Raw genomic sequence first — 13,477 nt, 5'->3', positions numbered from 1 at the left:
GAAAAAATGGTGCCTTAGACCCTGTGTGGTAACGCTTCAGTTTACTGGGGTCAGTCAAATAGATTTGCTCATACGTTTCGAGAAACGTTAAAAGGCAACACCCCAAGGGTTAGTTGCCTTCTTTTAAAATGAGTTGCGAGATACACTCCACGTGCGCCGTCTGCGGAAACATATCAACCGGTTGGATGTATTTCACTTCGTATTTGCTACTGAGGGTTTGAATGTCTTTTGCCAATGTTGACGGGTTACAAGAGACGTAAATTAGCTTTTCTGGCTGTACCTGCAAGATGGTTTGCAATAGCTGGTTGTCGAGGCCTGTTCTTGGCGGGTCAACGACGATTGAGTGCCCTCCACTTTCCATATTTTTGGATAGTCCACAGGTACGTAATTCCTAGTTAAGGCTGTCTATTGCTACTCTCTGGATTGCAAGTCCTTTTGTATAACGTTCCATATATTGCTCAAATCCAACTACATCCTTAGGATCAGGTGATAGAGTTATACCTGTTTTTTCTGCAAATACTTTGTTGCTTAAATACCCTTCTAAGGCTTCATTATCAGCTTTGTTCATCATATATGATGCTAGCAGGGCAATCCCCCATGCTCCGCCTTCTCCTGCCGTTTCCATTACGGAAACTGGAACGTTGAGAGCAGCGGCCATGATACGCTGTCCGACACCTTGGGTTTTAAACAAACCACCGTGACCAAGAATTTCATCTAGTTTCACTTCTTCTTGTTTTAGAAGAATATCCATACCAATTTTCAGTGCACCCAATGCTGTAAATAAATGTACACGCATGAAGTTGGCAAGGTTGAACTTGCTATCTGATGAACGAACAAACAACGGACGACCTTCCTCAAAGTGGGTTATGTGTTCTCCTGAAAGATAGCCATAAGCGAGTAAGCCGCCGCAATCCGAATCTCCTTGAAGACCTAGATTATATAAAGTTCCATACAACTTATTTCTGTCAACGTCCATACCCATTACTTTTGAAAATTCGTCAAACAATCCGACCCATGCATTCAAGTCTGAAGAGCAGTTGTTGGAATGGGCCATAGCCACAAGGTTACCAGTAGGTGTGGTAACAAGGTCGATCTCGGAATATACCTTGGACAGTTCCTTTTCCAGCACAACCATGGCAAATACAGAAGTTCCGGCTGAAACATTACCCGTACGCTTCGCTACGCTGTTTGTTGCAACCATCCCTGTTCCTGCATCCCCTTCCGGCGGACAAAGTGGAATACCCGACTGCAGCTCTCCGGTAACATCCAGAAGCTTAGCTCCTTCTTTAGTGAGTACGCCAGCGTTTTCACCCGCTGCCAATACTTTAGGTAGAATATCTTCGAGTTTCCATGGCAAATTATTTGCTGAAATCTGTTTATTAAATTGATTGATCATTGTTTGATTATAGCTCTTCGTATTCAAGTCAATTGGAAATACACCGGATGCTTCACCAACTCCAAGAACTTTCTGACCTGTCAGTTTCCAATGGATATAACCAGCTAAAGTTGTCTGGAAGCTAATGTCAGCTACATGTTCCTCCTGATTCAAGACTGCTTGATAAAGATGCGCAATACTCCATCGTTGAGGAATTTGGTAGTTAAACAGTTTTGTAAGTGCATTTGAAGCTTGTTCGGTAATATTGTTACGCCAAGTGCGAAATGGTACCAAAAGCTGTCCATTCTGGTTGAAAGTCATATAGCCATGCATCATCGCACTAAAACCGATTGCTCCTACAGTTTGTAAGGCAACTCCATATCGCCGTTTCACATCGTTAGCCATCTCTTGATAGCTATCTTGTAAACCCTTCCAAATATCCTCTTCGCTATAGGTCCAGATATTATTTACATACTTATTTTCCCAGTCATGGCTGCCAGATGCGATCGGTAGATGATCTTCTCCGATAAGAACTGCTTTAATTCGTGTTGATCCAAGTTCAATCCCAAGTACTGTTTTTCCACTTTGTATGGCATTTCTTACATCAAGACTCATGTAATCTTCCTCCCGTCTAAATTTATAGGTTTTGGTCGTTTTGTATTCTTGATCCTTTTCTAAAATCCATGAGTTTTGTAGCGAATATGTAACGGTTATATTTAGTACTTTCAATTTACTCGTGCCTATCCCTCATGAATGGGTTTCTATGGAAAATTGATGAAATAAAAAACGATTACATACCTGCCCTATCAGGAAATGATTGATAGAGGAGGTATGTAAATGAAAAATAAAGTTTACTTAAGTTTTTCCAAATTTAATACTAACTGTAAAAAGCAAAACATTATAGGCGTTCTTTAATTTTATGCACAATGCTTTCTACAGTAAAACCATATTCCATAGCAATGCGGCTTCCAGGAGCAGATGCACCAAACGTAGAAATGCCAACGATGATACCATCTCTTCCAACATATTGTGCCCACCCCTGCGGTGACCCCAATTCAATTGCAACATTCAGCTTACTATCTCTTCTTAGAATAGAATCTTGATAAGCCTTTGGCTGCTCTTCAAATAATTCCCAAGAAGGCATGCTTATAACATGAGAGCTGATTCCCTCAGATGCTAATTTTTCTTTTACTTGAAGTGCAAGGTCAACCTCAGAACCCGTAGCGAAAAGCTGTACCGCCGGAACTTCAGTTTTTGTTTTAGAAACGATATAAGCTCCCTTTTCAACATTTTGATTAGCTGTTTGGGCATCGACGTTGACTGTAAGATTTTGCCTTGTCAAAACTAACGCGACTGGTCCGTTTTGATTTTCAACCGCATATTTCCATGCAGCCGCTGTTTCATTTGCATCCGAAGGACGTAGTACCTTAAGATTTGGAATGCAGCGAAGGGCTGCCAGCTGTTCAATTGGTTCATGGGTAGGACCGTCTTCTCCAACAAAAATACTGTCATGCGTAAATACAAATGTTACCGGAAGATTCATGAGAGCTGATAATCGGACAGCTGGACGAAGGTAGTCCGAAAATACAAAGAAAGTGGATCCAAATGGCTTCAATCCTCCATGAAGTGCCATTCCATTAACTATTGCCCCCATGGCAAATTCCCGGACTCCAAAGTACACATTCCGTCCTTCATAATGACCGGCTGCGTATCTTCCTAAATCATATAAGTGGGTCATGGTGGAAGATTCCAAATCAGCTGATCCTCCAATTAAATTTGGAACTTTTCTGGCAAGAACATTCAATATTTGTCCTGAAGCAACGCGAGTAGATACGGAAGTACCTATTTCATACACTGGAACTTCACTATCCCAGTCTTCAGGTAGCTCCCCTCTCAGTTCTCTTTCTAAACGTTCAGCCAAATCAGGATGTTCTTGTTTATAATGATTAAATAATTCATCCCACTCTTGATTAACTTGAATTCCTTGTCGTTTTACTTCGTTATAGTACTCTTTTACCTCATTAGAAATATAGAAATCTTCTTGCGGAACGCCGTAGAATTCTTTTGTTAGTTTTACTTCGCCGGCACCAAGTGGTGAACCATGCGTACCTTGATGACCGCCTTTTCCACCTTTATTCGGGCTTCCATAGCCTAGGGTTGTTTTTACTTCAATTAAAGTAGGTCTGTTCAGTTCGTTTTTCGCTTCATTTAGAGCTGATTCAATGGCATGCAAGTTATTTTCTTCTTCCACTCGCAATACTTGCCATCCATAAGCCTCGAATCTTTTACCTACATTTTCGGAGAATGATAGATTAGCTTCGCCATCTAATGTAATATTATTAGAATCATAGATTAATATTAGCTTACCTAATTGCAAGTGGCCTGCAAGAGAAGCTGCTTCTGCAGGCACACCCTCCATCAAATCTCCGTCACCACAAATAACATATGTAAAATGATTGATTAAAGGGAATTGATCGCGATTGTAAACAGATGATAAGTGAGTTTCGGCCATCGCCATCCCAACACCCATAGCAACTCCCTGACCCAAAGGTCCAGTAGTGGCATCAACGCCAGGAGTATGACCAAACTCAGGATGACCTGGTGTCATGCTTCCCCATTGTCTGAACTGTTTCAAATCATCAGCGATACTTTATATCCACTTAAATGCAGCAAGCTATATAACAGCATAGAACCATGTCCAGCCGATAAAACAAAACGGTCACGGTTAAACCAGGTTGGATTGGCAGGATTGTGATTCATAACCTTTGAAAATAAAACATGACCTGTCGGGGCCATTCCCATCGGCATACCTGGGTGTCCTGATTTTGCCTTTTCAATGGCATCGATCGCAAGTGTTCTTATCGTATTCACTGCATTTTGCTCAACTTGTAATCTATCAATAGTTTTACTCAAATCTATACCTCCATTACCTCGAACCTTTTATTTAAACATTAGGGCTATTATTTTCTAATAGCCCCAACATCTTATAGGTTGTTCTTTTTTTAAAAAAATTAGCGGAAAATTACTTCATTCCAACGCAGTTCATTATTGAAAGCATGTGTAGTAGTGTCATTATTAATAACAACCATTTCAATTCCAGCAAGTTCTGCAAAGTCTCTCAACTGTTCAGTTGTTACTTTGTAAGAGTATCCAGTATGGTGAGCTCCACCAGCCTGAATCCAATTTTCAACAGCTTGGCCTAAAGATGGCTGCGTTTTCCAAAGAACCCTTGCTACAGGAAGTTTCGGCATACCGATTTCTGGCTGGATAGCATCAACTTCATTGACAAGAAGTCGGAAACGATGTCCCAGGTCAATAATACTAGCATTTAATGCAGATCCTCCTCGTCCATCAAACACGATTCTCGCAGGATCTTCTTTTCCGCCAATTCCAAGTGGATGAACTTCAATTTTTGGACGTGTTGCTGATATCGTTGGACAAATCTCAAGCATATGTGAACCAAGAACCATCTCATTTCCAGGTTCAAAATGGTACGTATAATCTTCCATGAAAGATGTCCCTTCATTTCCAGCAATGATTTTCATTAATCTAACAAGGGCTGCCGTTTTCCAGTCACCTTCACCTGCAAATCCATAACCTTGTTCCATTAAGCGCTGAACCGCAAGCCCAGGAAGCTGCTTCATTCCATGCAAGTCCTCAAAAGTAGTCGTAAATGCAGTATAGCCTCCCTCTGTCAAGAAAGCTTTCATCCCAAGTTCGATTCGAGCTTGATAACGGATTGCGTCTCTTACTGGACCCTCAACAAGTCCCTCTGGAGAAATTTCATATTTTTCTTGATATTCATCCATTAACTGGTCCACTTCTTGTTCAGATACTTCGTTCATGCGCCCGGCCAGGTCACCGACTCCATAACCATTGACTGTCCAGCCAAATTTGATTTGTGCTTCTACTTTATCCCCCTCTGTTACAGCAACTTGGCGCATGTTATCACCAAATCGGCAAACCTTTAAGTTCCTGCTTTCTTGGAAAGCAACTGATGTTCTCATCCAGCTGCCTATTCGTTCTCTTACTTCAGGATTTTCCCAATGTCCCACTACAACTTTGCGTTTTACTTTCATACGTGCTGCGATGAAACCATGTTCACGGTCACCATGTGCAGCTTGATTTAAATTCATGAAGTCCATATCAATAGAATCCCACGGAATATCACGGTTAAATTGCGTAGCTAAATGAAGTGATGGCTTTTGCAAATTTGATAAGCCGGCAATCCACATCTTGGATGGTGAGAAAGTGTGCATCCATGTAATAATACCAGCACAATTTTCATTTGAATTCGCTTCTAAAATTACTTTGCGGATTGCATCTGAATCCTTTACAACCGATTTAAAGACTAGCTTATAAGGTACAGAAGAATCATCGTCTAATCCATTTACGATTGTATTTGAGTTCTCTTCCACTTGACGAAGTACATCTTCTCCGTATAATAATTGACTTCCAGTAATAAACCAAAACTCATATGCTTTTGTCGTTAACATGGTAAATCCCCCTAAGTAAATGAATGTATTTTTGTAAGATCGGTAATATATACGGACAAGTTTAACCATGTTGAGTTAAATGCTTGTTCTACTTTTGACCGTAATACGCATTAGCACCATGTTTCCGAAGATAATGTTTATCTAATAAGAATTGATCAATTGGCTTAATATTCGGGTTGAGTAATAACGTATTTAAGCCCATTTTGGCAACTTCCTCTAATACCACTGCATTGTGAACAGCTTGGTTTGCATCCTTACCCCAGCTAAATGGAGCATGTCCAGCTAAAAGAACACCTGGCATTGCTATTGGATCAAGTCCCTCTTTTTTAAAGGTTTCAATGATAACTTGACCTGTTTCGAGCTCATATCCCCGATCAATTTCATCCTTGTGCAGCGAACGGGTACAAGGAATTTCTCCATAAAAGTAATCTGCATGAGTAGTACCAAGGGCAGGAATCGCTCGCCCCGCTTGAGCCCAGCTTGTTGCCCATAGAGAGTGGGTATGTACAATCCCTCCGATTTGTGGAAATGCACGATACAGTGCGAGATGTGTCGGTGTATCAGAGGAAGGTCTTAATGAACCTTCTATAATGCCTCCATCTAGATTTAATACAACGAGATCATCCATTTTTAATTCTTCATATGGGACACCACTTGGTTTTATAACAACCAGACCTTGTTCGCGGTCAATTCCACTCACATTTCCCCATGTAAAAGTGACTAAACCATGTTTTGGAAGCTGAAGATTCGCTTCTAAGACATTTTTTTTCAATTGCTCTAACACACTGTTACCTCCCTTTTCTCTCTGTTGTTAAATTAATTATAAAAAATTCCCAATTTGTTTTGAATGGAAAAAAATTTGAAATAATTGTTATTTCTTTTACCCTTTTTATTCACTTATTTGAAATAATGTAAAATCTTTCAAACAAAATGTAAAATTTCCAAATAAATATATTGTGAGGTACCCTACCAAACTCTTAATTCCTAAAAGAAAAGTTGTACATTCAATTGTTAACTTATTTAATGGAATATTTGTTACTATAATCTTTACTTTAAATTTATCTTCATTTGAGGATTAACAGGTTGTAAGAATGATTAGAAGTATACTTCAGCGGAGATGTTAAAAATATATGATGTATAAAAAAGGAAAAGAAAATGTTATCTATCAATTTTTTCTTAGGAGCACATTTCGTAAATATAATCTTGGTTTGAATGATTGGTTCTAGTAATAATTACTTCTAAAATCAATTCATCTATACATTGACTTAATTGAATGCCATCTGGGTGTGACACCCCTTTTTCCAAAACTAACTTATATAATTCCTTGCGATACTTCTCAATATTTAAAATAATTTCACTTACTTTTGATCTGTTCATCTAAATAACCTCCTAGATTTAATTAAATCATAACCTCACTATTTTATTATTAATTATAAGAGCCTCTCACTATAATTTGAATGGTTTAAAGTTCGAAAAAAATGTTATATATTTTGCTCTATAATTAGTGATAATTAATAATTTGTAATTTTTTTGGAGGGTTGTAATATTTTTAGGCACGGCACTGATATTTTTAAATATAATCATGACTTAAAAGCAAAAAGAAACCAATACTGGCTTCTTTTTTTGTACTTTATCTAAAGTCGAACCCTTAATGATTATGAAATTCCAGAAATTCATGGTATCTTTCTAATAAAACGTTTACCACTGCAAAAAGTAGTAATACTAAATAGTAAATAATGGAAGTTATATATGCTGATTTCTTAGATAGTTTAGCTACTTTTACTAATCGCACTGCTAATAAAATATGATACCAAATGGTAAACACTCAATTTCTGCTATTATTCCTCCCCAAATACCTTCTGCACCAATGTAGTTGTTTAAGCTAGCATGAATTTACGTAAAAAGGGTGTCGAGCAGGTCTCTTTATCACGACCGTTTCAGACACCCCTTTTATTTATTCTGTTAGGTATTACATACTTTTCCTTCTTCTAAGTTTAAGTGAAGTCATTGCACCTGTCACTAGTAATAATATACCTGCATCTAGATAATTATATATATTCGTAGCTGTGTTTGGTAGTTTTTCACCTTTAGAAGATTCCATATCTTTTCCTTTTGAATCATTGTCTTCGACCGGTGTTTCATTGTCATCGCCTGGTTCTTCTTGAACAACATCCCTTTTTACAATAGTAATAGTATATTGTTTTGAGGTTTTGTGATCTTCTGCTTTTGTCGTTAAAACAACCTTTGTAGTATCTGTTGTTAAAGCAATTTTACGTTCAGCCGAGTCATTGATTAGCGTATCACCGATGTACACCAATCCATATTGGTCTTGAAGTGATACTGACATATCGACAGATTCTGTTGAAGTTGGAACTGTTAGTGTATATTCAGTAACTTCAAGATCAAATGATTCAGATAAATCCCCTTTATTAAATGATAAGCTGTCTAAATTCGGATTCGTTTTGTAGTCAGTAATGATTCGGAAGATATCAAATATCCCCCCTACAAAACCACCTGTACTAGCAAATTTAACTGTTACATATTTCACTTCTCGTTGCACTGTGTTTCCGTCATTATCTGTTTCAGTTACAGTTTTTGTTCTACTATTTTCAACTAAGTCCTGAGTAATTTTATGTGTTTGAGTATTAAAATCTCCAGGATTCTTATTTTGAATGACTTCTGTTACCAGTTTTTGATCATCTACATAAATATCAAATGTTCTGCCTACATCACCACTATAGTAAGTAGCATAAAGATAGTTCGCTGCACCTGGTTTTACTTCTAAGTCATAGCTAAAATATCCACCTGCTCGCACATCTCGGTATGAACTGCCATTGAACACTCCAACTGTCGAATTTACAGTTTGACGATTTGCAGCCAGTTCATACTGGTCATTTGCTACAATAACGGAACTAACCGTTGCCGTTTCTGCTCTTCCTTTTTCCTTCGCTTGTAAAATTGACCTCTGATAGCTCTCTGAATCAGCTGTAACAAGTTCGAAATAAATCCCATATCGGTCTTCATATCTTTCAAAATGTGGTGTGAAAGTTAGAATTCCATTATCAGCATCTGTTCCTTTTAAGGTAAATTCAAGCTTACCTTCTGTTTTAACAAGATTCTCTTTAATATTTTCTTTCCATCCAGGGCCATATTTGAATGCAACAACATTCTCATTGTCTGGCAGGTCATAAAGGACTACTTCCATTGGGAAATCTAATTCAATTGTTGTACCGTCTGTCCAACTTTGTGTAAGGACAATGTATCCACCTTCGACTGTGTAATCCTCCACAGGTACTCCGTTGATTTTAAGTTCAGGATTTGATGGAGCCCAGTCAGGTATTCTGAACTTTAAGGTTTTATTCATTTCACCCGTCGTACGGATCGTGAAATCAACCTTACCAGATGAAGCATCACCAGCACCTGTATTTGGCAGATGCGATACTTGAGAAATTTCTAAATTTTTATCTTCCTAGTTTCACTTCAGAAGAAAGGTACATGTTTATATWCACACTATTCCTGTCTGTAAAATAAATGCTGTCATTTTCTTATAAGCTTTCATTTCTCATCCTCCCATTAAAATAATATAAATTACTTAATATTATAATTAATATTATTAAATAAATTTAATGAGAAACCGAAGCTTGACCTGACTTACTTCTAGCAACAATGACACGTTGCAGCACGATGAACAATAATAGCAATGCTCCAATGGCAATTTTTGTCCACCAAGAGCTTAACGTTCCTTCAAAGACGATAAGCGTTTGGATTATTCCTAGCATAAGTACCCCTACTACACTTCCAGCTACATAACCAACCCCGCCAGTTAGTAGAGTACCACCAATAACCACCGCGGCAATCGTATCAAGCTCAAGACCGTTTGCATGAAGTCCATATCCAGATAGCATATAGAAGGTGAAAATTAATCCGGCAAGTGATGCACAGAAACCACTGAGTGTGTATATCATAATCTTGGTTCTTCCTACTGGTAGTCCCATTAAGACTGCAGATTGTTCATTACCGCCTAATGCATACACATTCCGGCCAAATTTTGAATAATGAGCGATAAAGATCGCTGCTATGACAACAAGTAAAGCAATGATTACACTAATTGAAATGAAATTCCCTCCACCTAAAGGAATTCGAGTTCTAGCCATAAAGCTGAAAAATTCATTATTAATTGAAATCGTTTCAACACTTATTACATAACTTAACCCTCTTGCAAGAAACATTCCTGCAAGTGTTACAATAAATGGCTGAAGATTAAAGTAATGAATGAGACACCCCATACCAAAGCCAAGAGTTGTTCCAACAAGTAAACTAATTGGAATAACAATCCATGGTGAGAGCTGAGCTTCCATCGTTAAACTTGCCGCAACCATACTTGTCAACGCTATGACTGAACCGACCGAGAGATCAATTCCCCCTGATAAAATAACAAATGTCATCCCTACCGCGACCACAATTAAAAATGCGTTATCTATAAATAAATTTAAAAATACTTGTGTTGAAAAAAAGCCTGTATATCTAAATGAACCAAATAGATACATCGATATAAACAACGCGATTGTCGCAATAAGAGGGAGACGCTTAGAATCTAACTGTAATCCCATCATGATAATGTCACACCCTCACTTTTACTTTTAATTGCCGCTTTTTTTCCAAAGCCACCAAATACTTTCTTTCTGAACTCAGCTGACTGTAATAAACAAACAATTAATACAACAACTGCTTTAACAACGAGATTTATTTCTGGAGCAATCCCAATAGAGTAAATTGTTGTTGTTAAGCTTTGAATAATAAGTGCACCTATCACGGTTCCTCTTAAGGAAAATCTTCCACCATTAAGAGATGTACCACCAATAACGACTGCTAAAATGGCGTCAAGCTCATACCATAATCCTGCATTATTTCCGTCAGCACTTGCTACGTTAGAGCTTAAGATTAATCCAGCGATTCCTGCACATAATCCAGAAAACATATAAACTAACAAAAGAATATTTTTGGAGTTTAGACCAGATAATCGGCTTGCTTCTGGGTTAGTCCCTACAGATTCAATAAATAATCCTAATGCGGTTTTCCTAGTTAAAAAAGCTGCTATTGCTAAAACAGCTCCCACGATAAAGATGGAAAACGGAATCATAAACAAATATCCGCCGCCTATAAACTTGAATGGATCATAATAGACTGTCATAATTTGTCCATCTGTGATTAATTGGGCAAGCCCTCGACCAGCAACCATTAGTATTAATGTTGCAACAATAGGTTGTATCCCTATACGAGAAACTAGCACACCATTCCATACTCCTGTAAATACAGAAATAACAATGACCAGTGCAATAGCGAGAAATAATGGTGCTAATCCATCACCATTAGCTCCACTAACAGCCATAGCTCCCACTGCACCTGCCATTGCAATAACTGAACCTACTCCTAAGTCCACTCCTTTTGTTGCAATAACAAGTGTCATCCCAATCGAAACTAGTAAAAGTGGAGCTCCTCGGTTTAAAATATCAACAAGACTCCCTGTAAAACGTCCATTTTTCACTTCAATACTAAAAAAGCTTTTATCAAAGAATAGATTAATTAATAAAATGATTAACAATACAATGATCGGCCAAAACAATTTTGATTTCATCATCTCATATTTCCCCCAGCCATAACTTTCATTATGTCTTGTTGTGAAATTTGATAGTCATTATCAATTTCTGAAACCTTTTTATGGTCTCTTAAGACTGCAATTCTTGAACATGTTCGTAACACTTCTTCTAATTCAGAAGAGACGAACAATATCGACATTCCATCTCTACTTAACGAAAGCATAAGTTTTTGGATTTCCGTTTTTGCCCCTATGTCAATCCCTCTTGTTGGCTCATCTAAAATAAGGAGATCAGGATTCGTAATTAACCATCTTGCCAGCATTACTTTTTGTTGATTTCCACCACTTAAATTTTTAATTAAATGTTCAGGATTTGGAGGATTAATATTTAATAGCTTAATATACTTATCTGCAATTTCGATTTGTTTCTTCTTAGGAATAAATTTATACCATCCATGAACTCCTTGAATGGCAAGAATCATATTTTCGCGAATCGTTAGGTCTCCAATAATCCCTTCTGTCTTTCGATTCTCTGAACAAAATGCAATTTTATTAGCTATCGCCTGTCTTGGGGAATTTAGCTGTACCTTGCGGCCATTAACTGTTATGTCACCAGCATCTGCTTTATCCGCACCGAATAATAATCTTGCTAATTCAGATCTTCCTGACCCTAGAAGTCCGGCAAGACCCACTATTTCTCCCTTATGAATCGAAATATCAAATGGTTCAATGTTTCCTTTTTTCGATACATTTGTACCCTGTAAAAAGAGTTCCTTATTTTCCTTATTATTGACACTGCCACTTTTCTTCTTATCGTTTAATTCATTTAAATCCTTACCAATCATCTTTGAAACGAGCTCTAGTCTCTCAATGTCCTTCGTTAAATATTCCCCAATCCATTTTCCATTGCGAAGAACTGTTAATCGATCTGTGATTTCGTAAATCTGATCAAGAAAGTGACTAACAAAAACAATCGCTAATCCCTCTTTCTTTAATTTCCGCATTACGTTAAACAACTGGTCAACTTCATTTTGGTCTAGACTCGAAGTAGGTTCATCTAGTATTAACACCTTCGCAGATACATTTAAAGCACGTGCGATTGCAATCATCTGCTGAATAGCAACAGAATATGCAGACAGTTGTTTTGTAACATCGATTTCCAAATTCATTCTCGATTTTAGTAATTCCTTGGCTTGTCGAGTCATTTCCTTCCAGTCAATCTTTCCCCGTTTCATTATTTCTCGACCAATAAAGATATTTTCCACAACCGATAAATTTGTACATAAATTTACTTCCTGGTAAACAGTACTTATCCCTAAATTTTGTGATTCTAGTGGAGATTGAATATGAATTGGTCTACCTTCTAGTGTTACAGATCCCTCATCTATGGAATAAACTCCTGTTAACACTTTAATAAGTGTTGATTTCCCTGCACCATTTTCACCCATCAATGCATGAACTTCACCTGGGTATAATTTCAACTGAACATTTGATAGTGCCTTTACACCGGGGAATTCTTTTGTAATTCCATCCATGATTAGTAGCGGAGTCTTCGTATGCAACATGTTTTCCTCCTAGTAAACTCTTATTTTTACTTTTAACTTAGAGGAAAGTCACTAGTTATCTTTTTTCCCTAGTGACTCTCATTGGCTTTATATCTATTGAAAAATGAGACCTAATACTCACGTGTTGGAAGAAGCTCCTTCGCTTGGTCCATTGTGTAAATGCTTTCCTCTACAGCTACACGCTTCGGAATTTCTTCACCAGCTAAGTATGCTTCAATCAAATCAACCATTTGCGGTCCAAACATTGGGTTACATTCCACTGTCACGTTCATTTTTCCAGCTGCCATTGCTTCAAATGCACCTTTTACTGCATCAACACCGATGATGGTAATGTCTTTACCTGGTACTAAGCCGTATTCTTCAATTGCTTGGATGGCTCCGATTGCCATATCGTCGTTATGGGCATACAATACATCAATGTTCTTTCCATCAGACTTTAAGAACG

General features: G+C 37.8%; 9 protein-coding genes and 2 pseudogenes. All 11 read right to left on the bottom strand.

The genetic code is table 11. The features are described from left to right. Positions 1–109: 109 nt before the first annotated feature. A pseudogene (locus tag BTR25_RS17210) lies at positions 110–340 on the bottom strand (23S rRNA (uracil(1939)-C(5))-methyltransferase RlmD); the annotation flags it as partial. Positions 341–391: 51 nt separating this feature from the next. Then, on the bottom strand, positions 392–1,990 hold the full coding sequence (locus BTR25_RS17205) for a xylulokinase (protein WP_075689279.1): 1,599 nt from the start codon (positions 1,988–1,990) through the stop codon (positions 392–394). Positions 1,991–2,273: 283 nt separating this feature from the next. After that, positions 2,274–4,294, bottom strand: a pseudogene (tkt, locus tag BTR25_RS17200) (transketolase). A gap of 92 nt (positions 4,295–4,386) precedes the next feature. After that, positions 4,387–5,871: an L-arabinose isomerase gene (gene araA / locus BTR25_RS17195; RefSeq protein ID WP_075689278.1), complete on the bottom strand. Its 1,485-nt coding sequence runs from the start codon at positions 5,869–5,871 to the stop codon at positions 4,387–4,389. 88 nt (positions 5,872–5,959) lie between these two features. Beyond that, on the bottom strand, positions 5,960–6,655 hold the full coding sequence (gene araD, locus BTR25_RS17190) for an L-ribulose-5-phosphate 4-epimerase (protein ID WP_075689277.1): 696 nt from the start codon (positions 6,653–6,655) through the stop codon (positions 5,960–5,962). A 392-nt stretch (positions 6,656–7,047) separates the two neighbouring features. Next, positions 7,048–7,248 carry an aspartyl-phosphate phosphatase Spo0E family protein gene (locus BTR25_RS17185; protein ID WP_075689276.1) on the bottom strand — a complete coding sequence of 67 codons (201 nt, stop codon included), beginning with the start codon at positions 7,246–7,248 and terminating at the stop codon, positions 7,048–7,050. Between the two features lie 592 nt (positions 7,249–7,840). Beyond that, a complete protein-coding gene (locus BTR25_RS17180) occupies positions 7,841–9,322 on the bottom strand; it encodes a DUF6805 domain-containing protein (RefSeq protein WP_368483001.1) in 1,482 nt (493 codons plus the stop codon). A gap of 172 nt (positions 9,323–9,494) precedes the next feature. Continuing rightward, positions 9,495–10,484 carry a galactofuranose ABC transporter, permease protein YjfF gene (gene yjfF, locus BTR25_RS17175; RefSeq protein WP_075689274.1) on the bottom strand — a complete coding sequence of 330 codons (990 nt, stop codon included), beginning with the start codon at positions 10,482–10,484 and terminating at the stop codon, positions 9,495–9,497. Continuing rightward, the gene (locus BTR25_RS17170) at positions 10,481–11,509 is read right to left on the bottom strand and encodes an ABC transporter permease (protein WP_075689273.1); all 1,029 of its coding nucleotides are present in this window, start codon (positions 11,507–11,509) and stop codon (positions 10,481–10,483) included. The genes yjfF and BTR25_RS17170 overlap by 4 nt, the downstream gene beginning before the upstream one ends. Continuing rightward, positions 11,506–13,032, bottom strand: coding sequence for a sugar ABC transporter ATP-binding protein (locus tag BTR25_RS17165; protein WP_075689272.1), 1,527 nt, complete (start codon positions 13,030–13,032; stop codon positions 11,506–11,508). Before BTR25_RS17165 ends, BTR25_RS17170 begins: the two co-directional genes overlap by 4 nt. A 110-nt stretch (positions 13,033–13,142) precedes the next feature. Next, positions 13,143–13,477, bottom strand: a 335-nt coding sequence (locus tag BTR25_RS17160; protein ID WP_139311275.1) for a substrate-binding domain-containing protein, incomplete at its 5' end; no start/stop codon positions are given.

It is taken from the genome of Bacillus sp. MRMR6, assembly GCF_001940785.1.
Taxonomy (GTDB): domain Bacteria; phylum Bacillota; class Bacilli; order Bacillales; family Cytobacillaceae; genus Neobacillus.
The sequence above is the reverse complement of the archived record's forward strand: the minus strand, read 5'-3'. Positions and strand labels throughout refer to the sequence as shown.

What these genes read in the sequence shown, in the direction of transcription:
- BTR25_RS17185 (WP_075689276.1), bottom strand. Translation starts at nt 7,248, where the DNA reads ATGAACAGATCAAAAGTAAGTGAAATTATTTTAAATATTGAGAAGTAT.
- yjfF (WP_075689274.1), bottom strand. Translation starts at nt 10,484, where the DNA reads ATGATGGGATTACAGTTAGATTCTAAGCGTCTCCCTCTTATTGCGACA.
- araA (WP_075689278.1), bottom strand. Translation starts at nt 5,871, where the DNA reads ATGTTAACGACAAAAGCATATGAGTTTTGGTTTATTACTGGAAGTCAA.
- BTR25_RS17170 (WP_075689273.1), bottom strand. Translation starts at nt 11,509, where the DNA reads ATGATGAAATCAAAATTGTTTTGGCCGATCATTGTATTGTTAATCATT.
- BTR25_RS17205 (WP_075689279.1), bottom strand. Translation starts at nt 1,990, where the DNA reads ATGAGTCTTGATGTAAGAAATGCCATACAAAGTGGAAAAACAGTACTT.
- BTR25_RS17165 (WP_075689272.1), bottom strand. Translation starts at nt 13,032, where the DNA reads ATGTTGCATACGAAGACTCCGCTACTAATCATGGATGGAATTACAAAA.